This is a genomic window from Hydrogenovibrio sp. (assembly GCF_049975065.1).
In the GTDB taxonomy this organism is placed as follows: Bacteria; Pseudomonadota; Gammaproteobacteria; order Thiomicrospirales; family Thiomicrospiraceae; genus Hydrogenovibrio.
Genome location: NZ_JBNGDN010000018.1, coordinates 1 through 19,013 on the forward strand (window position 1 = coordinate 1; position 19,013 = coordinate 19,013).

Annotated in this window: 20 protein-coding genes; 8 read left to right on the forward strand and 12 right to left on the reverse strand. The window is 51.2% G+C overall.

Annotated features, from left to right (window positions below):
* Positions 1-139: 139 nt before the first annotated feature.
* Positions 140-355: a TA system antitoxin ParD family protein gene (locus tag ACP5D0_RS03880; protein ID WP_472364268.1), complete on the forward strand. Its 216-nt coding sequence runs from the start codon at positions 140-142 to the stop codon at positions 353-355.
* A 5-nt stretch (positions 356-360) separates the two neighbouring features.
* Positions 361-630 carry a type II toxin-antitoxin system RelE/ParE family toxin gene (locus ACP5D0_RS03885; protein ID WP_472364269.1) on the forward strand — a complete coding sequence of 90 codons (270 nt, stop codon included), beginning with the start codon at positions 361-363 and terminating at the stop codon, positions 628-630.
* Between the two features lie 88 nt (positions 631-718).
* Here ACP5D0_RS03885 and metE read toward each other — a convergent pair whose 3' ends face one another.
* Positions 719-3,082 (reverse strand): 5-methyltetrahydropteroyltriglutamate--homocysteine S-methyltransferase, encoded by a 2,364-nt coding sequence (metE, locus tag ACP5D0_RS03890; protein ID WP_472364270.1) that lies wholly within the window; start codon positions 3,080-3,082, stop codon positions 719-721.
* A 111-nt stretch (positions 3,083-3,193) separates the two neighbouring features.
* Between metE and ACP5D0_RS03895 the strand changes: the two genes are divergently transcribed.
* From ACP5D0_RS03895 to ACP5D0_RS03905, 3 genes are all read left to right on the forward strand, one after another.
* Complete coding sequence (locus tag ACP5D0_RS03895) at positions 3,194-4,096, forward strand: LysR substrate-binding domain-containing protein (RefSeq protein WP_472364271.1); 903 nt, start codon at positions 3,194-3,196, stop codon at positions 4,094-4,096.
* 178 nt (positions 4,097-4,274) lie between these two features.
* Entirely contained in the window at positions 4,275-5,234 is a 960-nt protein-coding gene (locus tag ACP5D0_RS03900; RefSeq protein WP_472364272.1) for a DNA cytosine methyltransferase, read from the forward strand.
* A gap of 5 nt (positions 5,235-5,239) precedes the next feature.
* On the forward strand, positions 5,240-5,827 hold the full coding sequence (locus tag ACP5D0_RS03905; RefSeq protein WP_472364273.1) for an HNH endonuclease: 588 nt from the start codon (positions 5,240-5,242) through the stop codon (positions 5,825-5,827).
* Positions 5,828-5,907: 80 nt separating this feature from the next.
* Here ACP5D0_RS03905 and ACP5D0_RS03910 read toward each other — a convergent pair whose 3' ends face one another.
* Positions 5,908-8,805, reverse strand: coding sequence for an EAL domain-containing protein (locus ACP5D0_RS03910; protein ID WP_472364274.1), 2,898 nt, complete (start codon positions 8,803-8,805; stop codon positions 5,908-5,910).
* Between the two features lie 85 nt (positions 8,806-8,890).
* Positions 8,891-9,715, reverse strand: coding sequence for an NADPH-dependent 7-cyano-7-deazaguanine reductase QueF (gene queF, locus ACP5D0_RS03915; protein ID WP_472364275.1), 825 nt, complete (start codon positions 9,713-9,715; stop codon positions 8,891-8,893).
* 98 nt (positions 9,716-9,813) lie between these two features.
* Between queF and ACP5D0_RS03920 the strand changes: the two genes are divergently transcribed.
* Positions 9,814-9,984, forward strand: a complete 171-nt coding sequence (locus ACP5D0_RS03920; RefSeq protein ID WP_472364276.1) for a hypothetical protein — start codon at positions 9,814-9,816, stop codon at positions 9,982-9,984.
* A gap of 80 nt (positions 9,985-10,064) precedes the next feature.
* Positions 10,065-11,075: a linear amide C-N hydrolase gene (locus ACP5D0_RS03925; RefSeq protein WP_472364277.1), complete on the forward strand. Its 1,011-nt coding sequence runs from the start codon at positions 10,065-10,067 to the stop codon at positions 11,073-11,075.
* A gap of 5 nt (positions 11,076-11,080) precedes the next feature.
* Here the strand turns inward: ACP5D0_RS03925 and ACP5D0_RS03930 are convergent, their stop codons facing one another.
* The 9 genes from ACP5D0_RS03930 to rpmH form a co-directional block, all read right to left on the reverse strand.
* Positions 11,081-11,926 (reverse strand): CHAD domain-containing protein, encoded by an 846-nt coding sequence (locus ACP5D0_RS03930; RefSeq protein ID WP_472364278.1) that lies wholly within the window; start codon positions 11,924-11,926, stop codon positions 11,081-11,083.
* A gap of 57 nt (positions 11,927-11,983) precedes the next feature.
* Complete coding sequence (locus tag ACP5D0_RS03935; RefSeq protein WP_472364279.1) at positions 11,984-12,595, reverse strand: YigZ family protein; 612 nt, start codon at positions 12,593-12,595, stop codon at positions 11,984-11,986.
* A 42-nt stretch (positions 12,596-12,637) separates the two neighbouring features.
* Complete coding sequence (locus ACP5D0_RS03940) at positions 12,638-13,615, reverse strand: cation diffusion facilitator family transporter (protein WP_472364280.1); 978 nt, start codon at positions 13,613-13,615, stop codon at positions 12,638-12,640.
* A gap of 24 nt (positions 13,616-13,639) precedes the next feature.
* Positions 13,640-13,801 (reverse strand): hypothetical protein, encoded by a 162-nt coding sequence (locus ACP5D0_RS03945; protein WP_472364281.1) that lies wholly within the window; start codon positions 13,799-13,801, stop codon positions 13,640-13,642.
* 28 nt (positions 13,802-13,829) lie between these two features.
* Positions 13,830-15,200, reverse strand: a complete 1,371-nt coding sequence (mnmE, locus tag ACP5D0_RS03950; RefSeq protein ID WP_472364282.1) for a tRNA uridine-5-carboxymethylaminomethyl(34) synthesis GTPase MnmE — start codon at positions 15,198-15,200, stop codon at positions 13,830-13,832.
* A gap of 91 nt (positions 15,201-15,291) precedes the next feature.
* Complete coding sequence (locus tag ACP5D0_RS03955; protein WP_472364283.1) at positions 15,292-15,615, reverse strand: hypothetical protein; 324 nt, start codon at positions 15,613-15,615, stop codon at positions 15,292-15,294.
* Positions 15,616-15,632: 17 nt separating this feature from the next.
* A complete protein-coding gene (yidC, locus tag ACP5D0_RS03960) occupies positions 15,633-17,303 on the reverse strand; it encodes a membrane protein insertase YidC (protein ID WP_472364284.1) in 1,671 nt (556 codons plus the stop codon).
* Positions 17,304-17,377: 74 nt separating this feature from the next.
* Complete coding sequence (rnpA, locus tag ACP5D0_RS03965; RefSeq protein ID WP_472364285.1) at positions 17,378-17,836, reverse strand: ribonuclease P protein component; 459 nt, start codon at positions 17,834-17,836, stop codon at positions 17,378-17,380.
* 11 nt (positions 17,837-17,847) lie between these two features.
* Positions 17,848-17,982 (reverse strand): 50S ribosomal protein L34, encoded by a 135-nt coding sequence (gene rpmH, locus ACP5D0_RS03970; protein ID WP_011371608.1) that lies wholly within the window; start codon positions 17,980-17,982, stop codon positions 17,848-17,850.
* Between the two features lie 238 nt (positions 17,983-18,220).
* Here rpmH and ACP5D0_RS03975 point away from each other — a divergent pair, with 238 nt between their 5' ends.
* On the forward strand, positions 18,221-19,009 hold the full coding sequence (locus ACP5D0_RS03975; RefSeq protein WP_472364287.1) for a sulfite exporter TauE/SafE family protein: 789 nt from the start codon (positions 18,221-18,223) through the stop codon (positions 19,007-19,009).
* Positions 19,010-19,013 lie beyond the last annotated feature (4 nt).

Here is a 19,013-nt window from a genome sequence, read left to right on the forward strand (position 1 = left end):
TTCTGCGCGATTTTGGCGCAAATTTATGAATCGAAGAAACCGAAGGTAAATTTCCAGGTTAAACGACTGTTTTTTGCTTGGCTTTAAGAAAGTATGTGCCTACAATTGTAGGCATATTATCTTTTTTGTGGAGAGCGACATGAGCATCAGCGTCAGAATCAATGATGACTTTTATCAAGAAGCCAAATCTCAAGCCAAAGCAGAGTTGCGTTCCATTCCAAACCAAATCGAGTATTGGGCAAGAATTGGAAAAACCGCGATGGAAAACCCAGAGCTGTCGATAGAGGCCATTAAAGAATTGCTGGTTGCCAAACATCAAGAGGTCGAACCATTTGAATTCCGCGACGGCGAATAAACGCCATGATTCAAGTTTTACAAAAACCGACGTTCAAACGTGTCTATAAAAAGTTGCATAAAAACCAGTTGAAAGAAGTCAACCGAGCGATTCAAATAATTATCGAAACGCCGCAAGTCGGCACCGAAAAGAAAGGCGATTTAGCCGGCGTGTTTGTCTATAAATTCGATTGCGTTAATCAGCCATATCGACTCGCCTATGAGTGGGATGAAACTTCTCGAACCTTGTTACTTTTAGGCGTGCATGAGAATTTTTATCGGGATTTGAAACAGTAATCGTTTTCCAGCCCGAATAAGCGTCAAGCAGGCGTGTTCAGAATTCTGAACACGCCCAAAAGTCATAAAGCCCCTAGGGAAAAGCCAGTTAAGCACTTTTTGCCAGGCCTGCAAAACGTTTTCTTAACACCTTGGCGGCTTCGACCATATTCGTCAGCGCCGGTTCGGTTTCTTGCCAGCCTCGGGTTTTCAAACCGCAATCCGGGTTCACCCACAGGCGTTCCGCCGGAATGTTTTCCGCCGCTTTTTGAATCAAGTCCACCATTTGTTCCACGGTCGGAATGTTCGGCGAATGGATGTCGTACACCCCCGGCCCGATTTCGTTCGGGTATTGGAAATCCACAAAGGCATCCAGCAGTTTCATTTGCGATTTGGAGGTTTCGATGGTGATGACATCGGCATCCATTTGCGCCACCGCTTCGATAATGTCATTGAACTCGGAATAACACATGTGGGTGTGAATCTGGGTATCGTTCTGCACGCCGGAAGTCGTCATGCGGAAGCTGTTCACCGCCCAACGCAAATACGCCGCCCAATCCGATTTTTTCAATGGCAAACCTTCACGCAATGCGGCTTCGTCGATTTGAATCATGTGGATGCCGGCGTTTTCCAAATCCAACACTTCATCGCGCAAGGCTAGGGCGATTTGGTTACAGGTGGCTTCGCGGGTTTGATCGTTACGCACGAACGACCATTGCAGCACCGTGACCGCGCCGGTGAGCATGCCTTTCATGGTTTTGTCGGTTTGACTTTGCGCGTATTGCGACCAGAAAACCGTCATCGGTTTCGGACGCGAAACGTCGCCGAAAATAATCGGCGGTTTCACGCAACGCGAGCCGTAAGATTGCACCCAGCCGAATTGGGTAAAGGCGAAACCGTCCAATTGCTCACCGAAATATTCCACCATGTCGTTACGTTCCGGCTCACCGTGCACGAAAACGTCGATGCCGATGCGTTCCTGACGTTCACACACATCGCGGATTTCCGCTTGCATGGCGTCAATGTATTGCGCTTCGGAGATCTCGCCTTTTTTGAATTTCAGACGGGTCTGACGAATGGCCTGCGTTTGCGGGAAGGAACCGATGGTCGTGGTCGGGAACAACGGCAAATCGAACTTGGGCTTCTGAACGGCGGCACGCTCGGCATAAGGCGCGGCGCGATCCAAGGCGACTTGGTCCAATTTGGCGATTCGCGCTTGCACGTCGGCATTGTGAATCAATTTGGACTGTTGCTTATCGGCAATGGCTTGAGCGTTCACGGCCAACGCTTTTTCATCGACCTGGCCGTTTAAGGCGTCCGCCAGCAGTTTGATTTCCGCCAGTTTTTGTTTGGCGAAGGCCAGATAGTTTTTCAGTTCCGGATTAAGCGTTTCTTCCACCTCCAGATTGACCGGCACGTGCAGTAACGAACAGCTTGGCGCCACCCACAGGTTGTCGCCGAACTTGGCTTTGGCGTCCTGAAGTTGGGCAATCGCGTCGGTGACATCGGTTTTCCAGATATTGCGCCCGTCCACCAAACCGATGGACAGCACTTTATCGGCTGGGTATTGCGCGACGACGTCGTTCAACTGTTTCGCACCGCGCAGGCCATCGTAATGTAATCCGGCCACCGGCAAGTCACACGCCAGCGACAGATTATCGCCCAGCGTTTCAAAATAAGTGGCCAACAGCAATTTAACCGGCGATTGACTCAAAGCGTCATAAGCTTGTTGGAACGCTTGTTGCCATTCGTCGGCCAATTCCAGCACCAGAATCGGTTCGTCGATTTGCACCCATTCAATGCCTTGGTCGGCCAGACGTTGCAAGATTTCGCCATACACCGCCAGCAATTCCGGCAAGCGGCTCAGCTTCGGAATCGCCGTACCTTTGTTTTCCGCCAGATACAAATACGTAACCGGGCCGACCAATACGGGTTTGACGTTTTTCGCCAGGCCTGCCACTCCAATGGCCTCGGCCACTTCGTCAAACAAACGCGTGTCGGTAATGGCAAAAGTGGTATCGTCTTCGAGTTCCGGCACAATAGTGTGGTAATTGGTGTCGAACCATTTTTTCATCGCCCCGGCGTAATCCGCTTTGGACGTGGTTTTAGAAACCGGTTCCGACTGTTCGTGCCCCGCATGCCCGGCGCAACAGGCGGCCGCATCGTCGGACGGCGCTCGGCCACGCGCCATGCGAAACGCCACCTCCAAATCATACGGTTCTTGCCGGAAGCGTTTCGGAATCACGCCCAGCAAGGTGCTCATGTTCAGGAACTGGTCGTAATAGGCAAAATCGTTGGCGGGCAACAATTCCACGCCCGCGTCCAACTGGGTTTGCCAGTTGCGACGGCGAATGTCTTTTGCCACGGCGGCCAGTTCGGCCTCGCTTTGCTCGCCTTTCCAGTAAGTTTCCAATGCGAATTTCAATTCCCGTTTATCGCCAATGCGCGGGTAGCCTAAGTTGTGGAGTGTCATAATTGTTTCCTTTCCATTAGATACGTTTCTATTTGTACAAAAACAATGATAGAATCCTCAAAACATGAAAACAAACGAATAATATTCAAAGATATATGAGAAATATTAATAATGATTGACATTCGCCACCTCAAAACCCTGCTGGCGCTACAGCAACACAACAGCGTCAGCCTCGCCGCCCAGACCTTGTGCATGACGCAATCGGCGCTATCACATCAAATCAAACAATTGGAACACGGTCTCGGTTTGAAGCTGTTCGAGCGCAAAAGCTCGCCGATTCGCTTCACCCCCGCCGGCAAGATGCTGCTGAAAACCGCTCAGGAAATCGTGCCTAAGCTGGAACAAACCGAAATGGCGCTGAAAAGTTTCGAGTCGGGCGAGCAGGGGCGGTTGTTTATCGGCGTGGAATGCCACACCTGTTTTGAATGGCTGCTGCCGGTGATGCGCACTTATCAACAGGCCTGGCAGGGTGTGGACATGGACGTGGTCAATAGCCTGTCCGGCGCAGCGAACAATCAGGCGTTGTCCAATCTGCAACGCCAGAAGCTGGATTTGGTCATCACCTCCGACCCGGTGGAACTGAGCGGCGTGACTTACAAGGAATTGTTCAGTTACGAATCCGTTTTGGTGACGGCCGCCGGGCATCCATTAGCGGAAGCGGATTGGCTGACGCCGCAGGATTTGAAACACGAAACCCTGATTCATTACCCGGTGCCGAAAGAAAAACTGGATGTGTTCAAACATTTTCTGATGCCGGCGGACATTTCGCCGAACGAACGTTTATCGGAAATGACGTTGATGATGCTGCAACTGGTGGAAAGCCGTAAAGGCGTGTGCGTTCTGCCAAAGTGGTTGCTGGCGACCTTGCCGGAATTCCAGCATTTACCGACTCTTCGGCTCGGCACGCAAGGATTGTGGTCGAAGCTTTACGCCGCCATTCACGAAGACGCGGAAAACAAAGCCTACATCGGCGCATTTATCGACAGAATCAAGCAAGAAATGCAAAATAACTGAATAGCAAAATTCACCAGGCCTGGCGAAAGTGAGCCGTTCAAACTGCTATAACAGATGACATGACAAAGCCATTCGGATAGGACACAAAGTATAAAGACCTGCTCAACACAAAGCAGCCGACTGAACCAACCATAAAATTTGGTAGAATATAAGCCATTAACCCAAGAAGGTGGCAACAATGACCAAATTAACATGTGTAGAAATCTGTGCCGGTGCAGGAGGACAGGCTATTGGCCTTGAAAGAGCAGGTTTTGAGCCGGAAGCACTGATTGAAATTGAAGCGCCTTGCTGTAGCACCCTCAGAGAAAATCGCCCTAGCTGGAACGTAATTGAAGGTGATGTCAAAGAATTTGATGGCTCAAAGTTTCGCGGTGTGGATTTACTCGCTGGCGGCGTACCATGTCCTCCATTTTCTAAAGCTGGAAAACAGCTAGGAAAACATGATGAACGTGACTTGTTCCCTGAAGCGTTGCGTCTTGTTAACGAAATAAAGCCGAAGGTGGTAATGCTCGAAAACGTAAGGGGCTTTTTAGATGCAGTTTTTGAAGATTATCGTCTTAATCTTAAAAGACAACTGGAAAAAATGGGATATATTGCAGAGTGGAGGCTATTAAATGCTTCTGATTTTGGAGTTTCCCAGTTACGACCAAGAGTTGTGATTGTTGCTGTAAAAAAAGACTTTTCTCATTCTTTTCTTTGGCCAGAAACAAACAATCAAAATCCAAAGACTGTTGGTGAATTGCTTAAAGACAAAATGTCAGCTAATGGTTGGGGTGGCGTTGAACAATGGATAAAGCAGGCAGATGATATTGCACCAACTATAGTTGGCGGCTCGAAAAAACACGGAGGGCCAGACCTTGGGCCAACACGAGCCAAAAAGGCGTGGGCTACATTAGGTGTCGACGGAATGGGAATCGCTTATGAAGCACCTAGCAAAGATTTCATTGGCATGCCAAGGCTTACAGTTGAAATGGTCGCAAGAATTCAAGGATTTCCCGATGATTGGCACTTTATTGGTAAAAAAACCCCAGCATATAGGCAAGTCGGCAATGCTTTTCCGCCGCCTGTCGCGCATGCAGTAGCAGCCAATATATACAATGCGATAACAAGCAGAAGAACAATCAGAGCTTTAGGATAGACCAAATGAAGAAAAAAATTGGGGCAAGAGCAAAGCTAAGGGAGCATTTTCTGGCAAACATTAACCGTATTATGGATTCGGATGAGTTGCGAGAAGTTGCCGGAGACATTACTGAATGGGCACGAAGGGTTAGAGAATTACGAACTGAAGAAGGCTATCAAATCCAGACGCATAATGATCGAAGCGACCTAAAGCCGGGGCAATATATTCTAGAAAACCCAAAGCCACAACCCGCTTTTGAAAGATCAATATCTAAAGAAACAAGAGCATTCGTCCTTGATAGAAATGGGTTTACCTGTCAAATGTGCGGAGCGGTTGCTGGCGAGCCCCACCCATATGACCCCACAAGAAAAACAAGGTTACATATCGGCCATATCGTAGATAAATCTCAAGGCGGAACTGATGATGCCGCAAATCTCAGAGCGCTTTGTTCTGTATGTAACGAAGGTGCCTCAAACTTAACTCTTGAAAGGCCATCAGCACAAAAGCTGTTGATTCAAGTTCGAAGGGCAAGGGGTGGCGATCAGTTAGAGTTGTTAAAATGGTTAATTCAAAAATTCCCTGTTCAAGCGAAAGAACTTCTTAATGGATAATAGATAGAGAAATCAAAGCGGTTAGACTCGATTGATTTTTCATTGACAAGAGACGGATTGATTGACCGTAAAGAACAACCTTATTGCGGCTTGAACTGCGTCCACCAGTTGAAGAAATCTTCTGCGGGTAATGGCCGACTGAAGCGGTAGCCTTGGGCAAACAGGCAGCCTTTTTCCAGCAGGAATGCGGCTTGTGCTTCGGTTTCCACGCCTTCGGCAATGACCTCCACGCCCACGGCTTGCCCCACGGCAATAATGGCTTCGACAATGGCGAGATCTTCGGCATCGTCCGGCAGCGACTGGATAAACGACTGGTCGATTTTAAGCTGATCCAGCGGTAATTTTTTCAAGTACGACAAGGAGGAAAAACCGGTGCCGAAGTCGTCCATCGACAAGGACACGCCCAAGGCTTTCAAGGCGTGCAACACTTCAATCCCTTGCTGTTCATTTTGCAGCAGGAAGCTTTCCGTCACTTCCAGCTCCAGCACCGACGGATTCAGCCCGGTTTCGGCCAGCACGTCCGCCACCGATTCCACAAAGCCTTGATGCATTAGCTGAATGGTGGAGACATTCACCGAAATGCGTTCCAATGCCAGCTCTTGTTTTTCCCAGGCCTGCCACTGACGACAGGCCTGCGCCAGCACTTCCCGCCCCAGCGGAATAATCAGTCCGGTGGATTCGCCCACCCCGATAAATTTGCTCGGCGGCACCACGCCCATCTCAGGGTGCAGCCAGCGCACCAGGGCTTCCGCGCCGATCACGCGCTGGTCGCGCAACGAAATCTGCGGCTGAAAGTAGGCCACCAGCTCTTTGTTTTCCAGCCCTTGGCGCAACGCCTTTTCGTAGAAAAAATATTCCGATGTGCTGGTGGTCAATTCGGTGGAATGGAACGCATAGCCGCTGTGTGGCAGTTTTTTGGCCTCATACAAGGCTTCATCGGCGGACTTCATCAAATCCAGCGGTTCCTCTCCGTCCAGAGAGGACAAGGCAATGCCGATTTTAATGTCCAGCACCTGATCCTGATCGTCAATATTAAAGGGTGCCATAAAGGCTTCAATCAACTGGTCGGCAAAGGTACCCACCTCGTCTTTGCCTTTAATCGCTTCCAATAGAATCATAAAATTATCGGCACCCAGCCGCGCCACCGAATCTTCGGTATCCAATAGCTGACTCAAACGATGCGCCACCGCTTTCAGCAGCTTGTCACCGTACTCGTAGCCGACGGCATCGTTGACCATTTTAAAACGGGCAATGTCCACAATCAGCAATGCGACCTTCTGGGATTCCCGTGAAGACGTTTTGATGGACTGCTGCAAGCGATTTTTAAACAGCGACACATTCGGCAGGCCGGTCAAAATATCGTAAAACGACAAACGGTTGATTTCCTGTTCCGTCGCTTTCTGCTGACTTAAATCGTTCATCAGGCCCACATAGTGCAGCACCTCGCCGTCTCGGCTCTTCACCGCATTGATGGTCAGCCACTCCGGGTAAATGGTGCCGTCTTTCTTGCGATTCCAGATTTCGCCCTGCCAGGTTCCGCTTTCCGCCAGTGACTGCCACATCTCGGCATAAAAGGCTTTGTTCTGCTTGCCCGAGCTGAGCATGGCCGGGTCTTGCCCCATGACGTCCTCAAAGGCATAACCGGTGATGTCTTCAAATTTTCGATTCACCAGCACAAAGCGGTTATCGGCATCGGTCACCAGTATGCCCTCACCGGCATTGTCGAACACCGATCGGGTCAGCATGCGGAAACGTTCGCTTTCATGGTGCTGAGTCAGGTCATTCACCATCACCAGATGCGCCGGTTCGGCATGGTAGGTAATCGGCTTGTGCGCCAGCTCCACCATCACATGACCGCCATCCTGACAGACCAGCGCCTGCTCGATATAGGTCGGATGCTGGTGCTCCAAAGCGTGCAAACGCGCAGCGAAGGCTTCTCGTTCCACGGGCGGCAACAGATCCATTAACGACTTCTGCATCAAATCGCATTCTTGATAGCCCAACAGCTTATAGAGTGGGTGATTGGCGTAAGCGATGCGATCATCCTGATAAATCAACACCCCGTGCATCGACATGCTTAACAAGTCACGGTAGAGGGTTTCCGCTTCCAGTACGCGCTGCTCTTTTTCTTTGATGCTCAGGCTGGTTTGGAAATGAAAGCTTTCTTCAATGCGGTGCAGAAGTTCGGCAAAACTGATTAAGTCCATTAACTGGTCGTCTTCATCCACCACGCCGATGTGATGAAAATTGCGCTCAATCATAAAATTGCGCACATACGCCAAACTTTGGGTGTGCGGCACGCTGATCAACGGCCAGGAAGCAATGTCCGCCACGCTCAACTTCAGATATTCGTCGCGTTCGGAAAAACACTTCAGCAGATCGCGCATGGACACAATACCGTGCCGATCACCTTTTTGAACCACCAGCGCGTCCACATCCTTTTCCGCCATCATCGCCAGCACGGCATCCAAGCCCGCCGTTGCGTCGATAAAGTGCAGGTGGCCGTCCAGTAGCTCGCTGATCGACACCCCTTCGAGAAAATACTCGCTGGCTTTGGCATTGACCAAGTCCGTCTGCGTCACCACACCGACCGGGCGCTCGTCGCAATCCACCACAAGCAAATGATGAATGTGTTTTTTGTGGAACAGATAGGTAGCAGAGGAAATCAGCTCATCCTGATGGATGCGACTGACCGGTGAGTTCATCACCATCGAAATCGGTGCTTGCAAGACCTGAGGCCGGGTGAGATCCAGACGCAGTAAATCGGTTCGCGTCCAGATGCCGTCGATCTCCCCGTCGGACTCGATCAGAATGGAACCGATGTTTTTCTGGCTCAAAATACCAATCACACTTTTCAGCGAAGTGTCCGGCGAACAGGTTTCCAGCCCGGAATGCATAAAATAGGCGACCGTCAAGGCAGAAGCCTGTGGCTTTAGGTGGGTCTGCACTGGGGCGTCGAAAGGCTTGGAATGATTCATGACAGAAATTTTACACCAAGCTGGAATTGAACACCACGCTGTTTCTGGTGATAAGTGCGAATCCCGCCACCGCATCGGTTCAAAGTCATTGTCGCACCAAGCGACGCAAGTCGAATTCGGTTTCAAAGTTCGAACGATAGGGGTTAATATCCAGCCCGCCGCGCCGAACGTAACGGGCATAGACGGTTAATTTTTCCGGTTGGCAATGGTGCATCAGATCCATAAACACCCGCTCGACACACTGCTCATGGAATTCATTGTGCTCACGAAACGACACCAAATATTTCAGCAGACCCTCACGCTGAATCTCCGACCCCTCGTAACGAATCACAATCGTGCCCCAATCCGGCTGGCCGGTGACCAAACAGTTGGATTTTAGCAAATGACTGTATAGCGTTTCCGACACCCGTTTCGACGAGGCGGTTTTTAACAGGCCTGGGCGAACTTGATAATCGCTCACGTCTATGTCCAAATTGTCCAGGCAATCACCCGGCGGCGAGCCGATTAAGGTTTGCGTCTCGTCCAACGCAAACAGCTGCACCGACACCTCGCCGCCGCAGGCCTGGGACAAATCGGTGATCCAATGCTGCTTGACCACTTCGGCCGACGCAAAACGGGTGCCGTTAAATGAATTCAAATACAGCTTGAAGGATTTCGATTCAATCAGAAACGGCGACGAGGCCGGAAAGAAAAACAGCGCCCAACCGACCTGCGGTTTGCCCTTGTCGTTCAGCCAGGAAATCTCAAACCCCGTCCACACGTCTTGGCCAAAAAACGGCAACGCATCGAGGGAAACGCCCAGTTCATCGCGCTTTTCCTGACGCGGCACCGGAAACAGCAAACTGGGATCATAGCGGTGACAGTAAGGCGTTTGCTTGCCCAAAGCACTTTGATTGGCGGTCGTTGTCATAAATTTCTCAAAAACATGGGGGAATATTTTGAGTATTATACGAGAATGGTTTTCTTAATACGAAAGGTTCGCTTGTGCTCACAATATTAATCACTGGTATGTTATCAACCGCTCTGGCATTGGCCATACTTTGGCTGGGGTTTCGTTTTTTACGGCGTTTTCCAGCGTTTGAAGCCTTCAACAGTCGAGAGGCCAATAAACGTATGTTGCAACTCACCCTACTGATTTATTTTGTCGGCGTGGTGCTGACCATCTACTGGATGATGTAATAAGGATGTAATAAGATAAGGTACCGTTAAACTTAGCCGCTTTATTCGAGAACGCCCTCGTCAAAAGAAAGGACTTTTTTATGTGTACACGATCCCTTTACACCGGTGATGACAATATCGTTGTGACCGGTCGCAATATGGACTGGAAAGAAGACATGTCCTCCAACCTCTGGCTGTTTCCGGCAGGCATGACCCGCGACAGTGCCGCCGGAAAACATTCCTTCAGCTGGACATCCAAATACGGCAGCGTCATCACTTCTGGCTACAATGCTAGCACCACCGACGGCCTGAATGAAGCTGGCTTGGTGGCCAATATTCTCTTTTTAGCAGAATCGGACTACGGCCAACCCGATGGGCAAGGCCCCGTCATGTCCAACGCTGTGTGGACACAATACGTCTTGGACAATTTCGCCACCGTCGCGGAAGCGGTGGCCGCCCTGCGCAAGGAAACCTTTCAAATTCAAGGCCCCACCCTGCCAAACGGCTCGCCATCCACACTGCACTTAGCCATTTCAGATGCCAGTGGCGACTCCGCCATTTTTGAGTATCTTAACGGCCAACTGAGCATACACCACAGCCGCGATTACACAGTAATGACCAATTCGCCGCCGTATGCCCAGCAGCTGGCCATTAACGCCTATTGGGAAAACATCGGCGGTGGAAAATTTCTACCGGGCACCATCAGCGCCGCAGATCGTTTTGCCCGCACCCAATATTTCATCAATAGCATTCCACGCACAATTGATTCAAAGCTGATCAAAAGCGTGCCAGGGCAGTCGTTTAAAAATCAGGCCGTTGCCAGCGTGATGAGTGTTCAGCGTGCGGTGAGCGTTCCCATTGGCATCAGTTCGCCGGATCAGCCCAATCTGTCCTCTACCCTGTGGCGCACCGCCTCGGATCACAAAAATCGGGTTTACTACTTTGACGCCGCCAATCGCCCCAGCACCTTTTGGGTATCCTTAAAAGAGGCTGACTTGACCCCAGGGCAACCCGTGCGAAAATTGACCATCGAAAACGGTGAGATTTTTGCAGGCAATGCCACCGACCAATTCCAACCGGCCGAGCCCTTTGAGTTTTTACCGGTCGCGTAATCGGCTTACAACTTGACCAAACGCCGCTGCAAAGCGGCGATTTCGGTTCGGAAATCCGCCATTTTCGTTTGATACACCGAGTGAATCACTTCCCAGTGCGCCGTCTGCGCTAACATCGTCTGCAAATGCCCTTCCAGAATCACCCAGTCGTGTTCGCGACCAAGCCAGTCGCCCAGTTCGTCGAGACACTGCATGCGTTTGCGTTGACCGCGCAACCCGAGTTGCCGCAACAGCTTTAGCTGATAATAAGCGTATTTCACCCATTTTCGCCAGGCGTGGCGCGATTCGGAATCGCTGGATTTAACCGCCTGTTTGCCTAAGACGTGACAGCGGCGAAAGGTCATGGCCAAGCCATCCTGCAAAGCGGTATCGGATTGAAAGTCGAGTGTTAATTTTCGCCAGGCCTGGCGTTCCTGTTTCAAGGCCTGAATGACCTTATCCCACGGAATCGAAGCGGGCGGGGGATCGCTCATCCAGGTTTTCAGCACATCCATCAGACAGGCTTTTTCCGCGTCCGGCACCGATTCCAGTAAATCCAAAAGCGAATCCATCAACACATCATGGTCACGGGATGTGGAAAGTTGTTTTCCAGTCAGACGCATTCGTTTTTTAGCGGCTTGAAACGTTCGACGCGGCACGGCAAAACGCACCAGCTGCCAATAAGCTCGCAGGTGTTTGAACAGTACGCGCAAGGCATGCACCGATTCTTTTTCGTCCCGATGTTTGGACTTGGCGAGCGCAAGCCCGTTATCCAACAGGGTTAGAATTTCCTGTTGCAATTGTGCCAGCCGCTCGGCATCGGAAGTCTTATGAAAAAACGGTTCAGCCCAGTCTAAGGCGGATAGTGTCATACTCGGACTCCTGCTACCTATATCTCCCCATCTTAACCCAAGTCTGTGACAGACGGGTTAAAGTTCGGATTCGGATTCCAGAACCAGTTGGCACCCCAGCGCAGCCATACTGGCTTGAAACTCCGCCAGCGCCTGCTCGGGAAACTGCACCTGCAGAGTGACCTGACGCTGGTAATCCACCGACAACACCATCCCGTCCACCAAACTCAAATGATGGCGCACCGGCTGCTCCAGCGCGAAATCACAATGAATATCACACACCGCCATGTCCACCTGTTCGGTGACCGATAAGGTTTCCATCACCGCCTGCGCCGCTTGACCATAGGCACGTGTCAGACCGCCTGCCCCCAGTTTCACGCCACCGAAATAGCGCACCACCACAATCATAATGTCGCCGACACCCTTGTGTTGCAGCACATTCAGAATCGGTTTCCCGGCGGTGCCGGACGGCTCGCCGTCATCGCCCATGCCGGCATTGCTGGCACAGTGCGGGTTGCCCAGCAGATACGCCCAGCAATGGTGGCGGGCATCCGGGTACTGCGCTTTCAGTTCCGCCAACCACGCCATGCCTTCCACACGATCCTGAATGCCTTTGGCATAGGCGATAAAACGGCTTTTTTTGATTTCTATTTCGGCGCAGTTCAGTGCTGCGGGAACAGGATAGGACATGCAGGGGTTTCTCTCGTGACTTGGCCTTTCGACCAGGCCTGGTCAGTTTTCGGTTTTCAATGGCTCGGCGTGCTCTTCTCCGATGCTGCGCATCACCCAAATCGGCTGGGCGGTGTAGATGACATCCAACGACAGATAATCGTAAGTTTGTTTGAGATGGTGATACAGACGATCACGATAATCGTCCTGCTGGTGCAAGTCGAAACGCGCCTGTTCGTCCAACTGCAGGTACACCTGCACGTACATCATTCGCCCCGCTTGAAGATAGCGGATTTTAATATCCAGATAGGCGACGGCATCGAACACCTGATGCACCTGCGTCTTCAAAAAATCGGTGATGCGATCGTCATCGGTGCGGCCGATAATCTGCAGGCCGTTTTCCTTGAGAATCTTGAGCGGAATCGGCAACATCAAGACGATCAGAATCAGAATCACCACCGGGTCGGTGTAAGGCACCCATTCTTCATGGCCGATGGCTTCCATCCAGATGGCGACCCCAAACGATAAACCAACGGCAATACTGAGCACCCCACCGGTCAACCAGCCTTGCAGATCCACATGAATCAATGACGACTGTGCCGTCTGGTTCATGCGATACAGACCATACGCCATGGCAAACCCCAGCACCGATGAAATCACCGAATAATACACGGCGATGTGGGCATCGATGTGACGGCCACCGTGCAAAATGGCTTCCACCGAAGCGTAAAAGGCCACCAGAATGACCAGCAATATCAGCACACCCTTAATGAAATTCAGCACCGGTTCAAAAATGGCATAGCCAAAAGGCTGCGCCTGACTGGCCTGCTGCGCCATCAGGCTGACCACGCGCAGGGTCAAAAGCCCGGCCAGTAAATCAATGAATGGATAAACCCCATCCATTAAAATCGCCAGCGAATCGGTCAGGTAGAAAAAGCTCAGCCCCAGCACCGCCAGCAAAACATCGCCGAGCATCACCAGTTTGATGGCACGCTTTTCAACCGTGACTTTGTATTCCAATGGAATTTTTGTGTCCGACATGATGATGCGGCTCCTGAGTAAAAATCAATGGTCGTTTCGGGGGCGTTTTTTGCGCAGCCGATAACGTGGATTCTGTTCGTAAAGGTCGTCCCAGCCGTCATCCAGCTCATTGTCGGCGCAGTCACGTTGATAAGGACGATGATCACGCACCCATTCATAGCCGAACCATCCGAACAGCCAGTTCATCAAGGTCACCACTGTCGCGCTCTCCGAATTATTTGCCGATGCAAAAAGAGGTAAAAATTCGTCCCAACAAATCGTCCGAAGTAAATTGCCCGGTGATTTCCGACAGCGCCTGCTGCGCCTGACGTAAATCCTCCGCCAGCAATTCCCCGGCAGCATAGGCTTCCAACTGCTGTTGGCCGGTTTGTACGAATTCCAAGGCCCGATTCAAAGCATCCAGATGACGTTTACGCGCCATAAACACACCTTCCTGGGTTTGTGCATACCCCATTTGGGTTTTCAAATGTTGCTTGAGCAAGTCCAGCCCAAGCTGATGCTTGGCCGACAGCCAGATTTCCGTCATTACACCGGATTCGTCCAGGCCTGGCGATTTTTCAATCAAGTCGATTTTATTGTGAATCAGGGTCACCGGAATATGAGACGGCATCCGCGTCAAAATCGCCCGGTCTTCGGGGTGGATGCTTTCCTTGGCCTGCACCACCACCAAAATCCGATCGGCCTCTTCAATGGCCGCCCAGGCGCGCTGAATACCGATTTGCTCCACCGCATCGGTCGCTTCGCGCAACCCGGCGGTGTCCAGCACATGCAACGGCATGCCGTCGATTTGGATTTCTTCTTTGACGATGTCGCGCGTGGTGCCGGCGATGTCGGTCACAATCGCCGATTCGCGGCCGGACAGGGCATTCAACAAGCTGGATTTACCGGCATTCGGGCGCCCCAAAATCACCACCGACATCCCTTCCCGCAACAACACCCCTTGTTGCGCCGACGCCAACACTTGGTGCAACCGATCGAGAATATGCTGTAATTCCCCAGCCACTTTGCCATCGGACAGAAAATCGATTTCCTCTTCCGGAAAGTCGATGGCGGCCTCCACGTAAATGCGCAACTGAATCAGCTCTTCGACCAGTTCGTTGACCTGTTTGGAAAACTCACCCTGCAAAGACTTTAACGCTGACTTGGCCGCCTGCTGCGAGCTGGCGTCAATCAAATCGGCCATCGCTTCGGCCTGCGCCAAATCCAGTTTATCGTTCAAGAACGCCTGTTTGGAAAACTCGCCCGGTTCCGCCAACCGCGCCCCGAGTTGCACCACTCTCTCCAACAACCATTGCAGAATGATCGGCCCGCCGTGCCCTTGCAATTCCAGAACGTCTTCACCGGTAAAAGAATTGGGGCCTGGAAAAAACAATGCGATGCCTTGATCCAATACCTCGCCTTCCGCCCCGTAAAACGGACCGTAATGGGCATAACGCGGTTTCGGCACAAACCCGAGTATTGCTTCCGCCATACCGCGGCACTGCGGGCCGGACACACGCACAATGCCCACGCCACCGCGTCCCGGCGCGGTGGCCACGGCGGCAATGCTGCGTCCGGATACCAATGCTGTCTCTGTTTCCGTCACAAGCGGCACTCCTGAATGCAAAACGCCCGTCATGCTAACGGGCGTTCAATAAGATGAGGGTGGGTTCATTTCCCCCATTACCGATTGAAACTTAACCGGCGACCACATGATAGGTGGTGGTCTGCAAATCGGTCACAAACGGTTTTTCACTCAATTTGGCCACCGTTTTATCGAGTTTCTTTTTCGACTTAAACGTCATTTCTTCGGCTTCGTCATTCACCTTAAACGACAGCACATACAACGGCTGGGTGTCCACGGACGCTGCGGGGGAGGCCGTTTGCACTGCGCCGCCCTCCAACGGTTGATAGCCGGTTGGCGTTTTGTAGCAGATTGGCGTGGTGCCATCCATTACCAGCCAGTCCACTTGACCGTATTTCGGATGATCTTTGCCCGGTTTTTCATAGGTTAATTGCATCTGGTTTTCCTCTAAAACTATTTCTCTTCACCGGATTCGATTTTCTTGGTGATGTACCATTGCTGCGCGACCGACAGAATGTTGTTGACCACCCAGTAAAGCACCAGACCGGCCGGGAAGAACATAAAGAAAATGGTGAAGATAAACGGCAAGGCTTTTAACACCTTCTGCTGCATTTCGTCCATCATCGCCGACGGATTCAGTTTCTGCTGCACCCACATGGAAATCCCCATCAGAATCGGCAGAATATAATAGGGGTCTTTGGCCGACAAATCCTGAATCCACAGAATCCAAGGGGCTTGGCGCATTTCCGCTGAGTAGAGCAATACCCAGTAAAGCGCGATAAACACCGGCATCTGCACCAAAATAGGCAGACAGCCACCCAGTGGGTTAATTTTCTCTTCTTTATACAGCTTCATCAGCTTCTGCTGGAAAATCACCTTATCGTCGCCGTAATTTTCTTTCAGCTGTTGCAGCTTCGGCTGGAATTTCTTCAAACGCGCCATGGAACGATAAGAGGTTTCCGACAGTTTATAGAACAGCAGCTTGATGAGAATCGTCAACAGAATTATCGACCAACCCCAGTTGCCGACCAGCGCGTGGATTTTTTCCAGCACCCAGAAAATCGGTTCGGCAATAATGGTCAAGACACCGTAATCCACCGTTAATTCCAGGCCTGGCGCAATCTTCTCCAGCTTATCCTGAATAATCGGCCCGATGTACAATTCGGTTTTCAAATCACCGGTTTGACCCGGCTCCACCGTTACCATCGGTTCCATCACCCCGGTCACATACTCACCGGTGGTGCCTTTCGGGCGAGCGTAGAAAATATTCTGACTCTGCTGACTCGGAATGACGGCCGACATAAAGTAATGCTGAATCATCGCCGCCCAGCCGCCTTCGACCGGTACATTGTTCACCGGCTTGGTCTGCAAATCGTCAAAGGAGTGCTTGACGTATTTGCTTTCCGCATGACCGTTGTACAACACCGGACCGGTGTAGGTGTACATCAAGGCATTGTGATCGGGATCATAGGTATTGCGAACCAGTTGAGAATAGAGGGCACCTGTCCAATCCGACTGAGTGTGGTTGGTGACCTTCATATCCACCTCAATCTGGTATTCACCTTTTTTGAAGCGGTAGATTTTTGTGACCTCAACACCGTCCTTTTTCCAAGTCAGCGGCACTTCTAGAATATCACCGGTCATGTCATAGCGTGACTGAGAAGCTTGATAGAGGGCATTATGATTCGGAGCCGGCCAGGTCGCTTTCGGTGGCAGGGCAATGCCGTTTTGGGCGATGTACATCATCGGCCCTTCATCGCCCATCAGGTGAAAGGGTTGATCACGATCTTGGGTGGCGGCGTATTGCAGCAGCTTCACGTCACGAATGTCACCGCCCTGGGTGTCGATGACAATTTCCAACACATCGGTTTTCACCTGAATGCGCTGACCGGATTGAATGACTTCTTTGGCTTGTGGCACTTCCTGAATGGTGGATTGTGCCACAGGCACATCCTCTCCACCGGGCACCCTTGCGTTTTGCGCAGGTTCAGAAGCAGTTTCTACAGAAGTTGACTGAGTGGTTTGCGCCTTTTGCGCCGCCTGGCCGGTAAACTGCATCCACTCCAACCAAATCCATAACAGGGTGAAGGCCAATGCCAGCCACCAGAAAGATTTCATATTCATCCGTCGTTTCCTGATTGTCAATCATTCGGGCTAAAGAGTGCTTTGCTTAAATTTGAGCACCCGTTTAAACTTAATTATTCACTGCGCTTGAGGCCACTCTGCTTAACTTTACGAATCAAGTGCTCAAAGCTTTTGATCAAAACGTCGTTGTCCACGTCCTGCATCCCTCTACGCCCCAAAACCACAATATCATATCCGCTTACGGCCTGTTTATGTTGACGAAATGTCTCCCGCGCCAATCTTTTTACCCGATTACGCCAAACGGCTTTGATCAGTTGTTTTTTGGCGATCGCCAAACCCATTCGCGGAATGGTGAGATGATTGGGACGCACGATAAACGTCCAATGACGGTTAGAGAATTTTTCAGCCTGGGCGAATACCTGCTGGAATTGCTTGGGACTGAGCAGTCGGAGTGACTTGGGGAATTGGAACTGGAAATCGTGATGGGTCGGTTCCAGCTTACTCTCAGAAACAGTGTCCTCAAATAAGCGCGAACCCGACGCATCAGAATTTTGTGGGTTCTGCTGAATCATTGAAACAATGATTACACAGCCAGACGCTTACGTCCTTTGGCACGACGAGCGGCTAAAACCTTGCGACCGTTTTTGGTTGCCATGCGAGCACGGAAACCATGCGTACGAGCGCGTTTGATAACACTGGGTTGAAATGTACGTTTCATGATGTCGATCCTATTAAAAGAGACCTTTGCACACAAAGGCCCTGAAAAATTACTTCTTTCGAAAGAATCGGGCATTATAATCAAACGCCATTAAAAAACAACCACTATTCCATTTTTTTATCCAAACCCGGATCACAACCACTTTACCCCAACACATCTGCCGCTGCCGCTATTTGTCACGGACATGACATCTGTTTGTGCTATAGTGCAGTCCTTCTAATTTCAACAGTCCCATTTTATGTTAATAGAACTGCTTATTTATGTGTTGACCGGTATTGTCGCAGGCTTTTTTGCCGGACTGCTTGGTATTGGCGGCGGACTGATCATTATTCCGATACTGTCATCGGTGTTCCTGCATTTTCTCGACACCCCGCATTTAGTGCATTTGGCCATTGGCACCTCTATGGCGACCATCCTCATTACCGCCATCGCCTCCACCCGCGCCCATCAAAAGCACAAGGCCATTCGCTGGGACATTGTCAAAAGCCTCACGCCGGGGATTCTGGTGGGCGGTTTTTTAGGCGGCTGGATTTCGCAATACTTCAATGCCAGTATGTTGGCGCAGATTTTCGCGGTGATTGAAATCGCCATTGCTCTGCAAATGCTGCTGAACATCCAACCCAGCCCCAACCGAGAATTGCCAGGCCTGGTGGGACGCACCACAGCCGGCACCCTTATCGGTGCGCTGTCCTCACTGGTCGGCATCGGTGGTGGCGCGCTCAACACGCCCTATCTGGTGTGGCACAATGTGACGGTGCGCCAAGCCATCGCCACCTCCGCCGCCTGCAGTCTGCCGGTGGCCGCCGCCGGAACGCTGGGGTTTCTTGTCGCTGGCTGGAATGCCACCCAATTGCCCGAGTACGCCACTGGCTACATCTACTGGCCGGCGTTTTTCGGCATCGTCATTGCCAGTTTTCTCGTCGTACCCTTCGGTGCCTCCCTAACCCACAAACTGCCGGTACACCAACTGAAACGCGTATTCGGCCTGTTACTGATTGGCCTTGCCATTAAGATGATCTGGTTCTAACCCA

Excerpts from the sequence above, each read along its gene's own strand:
- ACP5D0_RS03925 (WP_472364277.1), top strand. The coding sequence starts at position 10,065 with ATGTGTACACGATCCCTTTACACCGGTGATGACAATATCGTTGTGACC.
- ACP5D0_RS03895 (WP_472364271.1), top strand. The coding sequence starts at position 3,194 with ATGATTGACATTCGCCACCTCAAAACCCTGCTGGCGCTACAGCAACAC.
- queF (WP_472364275.1), bottom strand. The coding sequence starts at position 9,715 with ATGACAACGACCGCCAATCAAAGTGCTTTGGGCAAGCAAACGCCTTAC.
- ACP5D0_RS03910 (WP_472364274.1), bottom strand. The coding sequence starts at position 8,805 with ATGAATCATTCCAAGCCTTTCGACGCCCCAGTGCAGACCCACCTAAAG.
- ACP5D0_RS03880 (WP_472364268.1), top strand. The coding sequence starts at position 140 with ATGAGCATCAGCGTCAGAATCAATGATGACTTTTATCAAGAAGCCAAA.
- rpmH (WP_011371608.1), bottom strand. The coding sequence starts at position 17,982 with ATGAAACGTACATTTCAACCCAGTGTTATCAAACGCGCTCGTACGCAT.
- ACP5D0_RS03945 (WP_472364281.1), bottom strand. The coding sequence starts at position 13,801 with ATGAACTGGCTGTTCGGATGGTTCGGCTATGAATGGGTGCGTGATCAT.
- yidC (WP_472364284.1), bottom strand. The coding sequence starts at position 17,303 with ATGAATATGAAATCTTTCTGGTGGCTGGCATTGGCCTTCACCCTGTTA.
- ACP5D0_RS03955 (WP_472364283.1), bottom strand. The coding sequence starts at position 15,615 with ATGCAATTAACCTATGAAAAACCGGGCAAAGATCATCCGAAATACGGT.
- ACP5D0_RS03900 (WP_472364272.1), top strand. The coding sequence starts at position 4,275 with ATGACCAAATTAACATGTGTAGAAATCTGTGCCGGTGCAGGAGGACAG.
- ACP5D0_RS03935 (WP_472364279.1), bottom strand. The coding sequence starts at position 12,595 with ATGTCCTATCCTGTTCCCGCAGCACTGAACTGCGCCGAAATAGAAATC.
- ACP5D0_RS03975 (WP_472364287.1), top strand. The coding sequence starts at position 18,221 with ATGTTAATAGAACTGCTTATTTATGTGTTGACCGGTATTGTCGCAGGC.
- rnpA (WP_472364285.1), bottom strand. The coding sequence starts at position 17,836 with ATGATTCAGCAGAACCCACAAAATTCTGATGCGTCGGGTTCGCGCTTA.
- ACP5D0_RS03905 (WP_472364273.1), top strand. The coding sequence starts at position 5,240 with ATGAAGAAAAAAATTGGGGCAAGAGCAAAGCTAAGGGAGCATTTTCTG.
- ACP5D0_RS03940 (WP_472364280.1), bottom strand. The coding sequence starts at position 13,615 with ATGTCGGACACAAAAATTCCATTGGAATACAAAGTCACGGTTGAAAAG.
- ACP5D0_RS03930 (WP_472364278.1), bottom strand. The coding sequence starts at position 11,926 with ATGACACTATCCGCCTTAGACTGGGCTGAACCGTTTTTTCATAAGACT.
- ACP5D0_RS03920 (WP_472364276.1), top strand. The coding sequence starts at position 9,814 with ATGTTATCAACCGCTCTGGCATTGGCCATACTTTGGCTGGGGTTTCGT.
- metE (WP_472364270.1), bottom strand. The coding sequence starts at position 3,082 with ATGACACTCCACAACTTAGGCTACCCGCGCATTGGCGATAAACGGGAA.
- ACP5D0_RS03885 (WP_472364269.1), top strand. The coding sequence starts at position 361 with ATGATTCAAGTTTTACAAAAACCGACGTTCAAACGTGTCTATAAAAAG.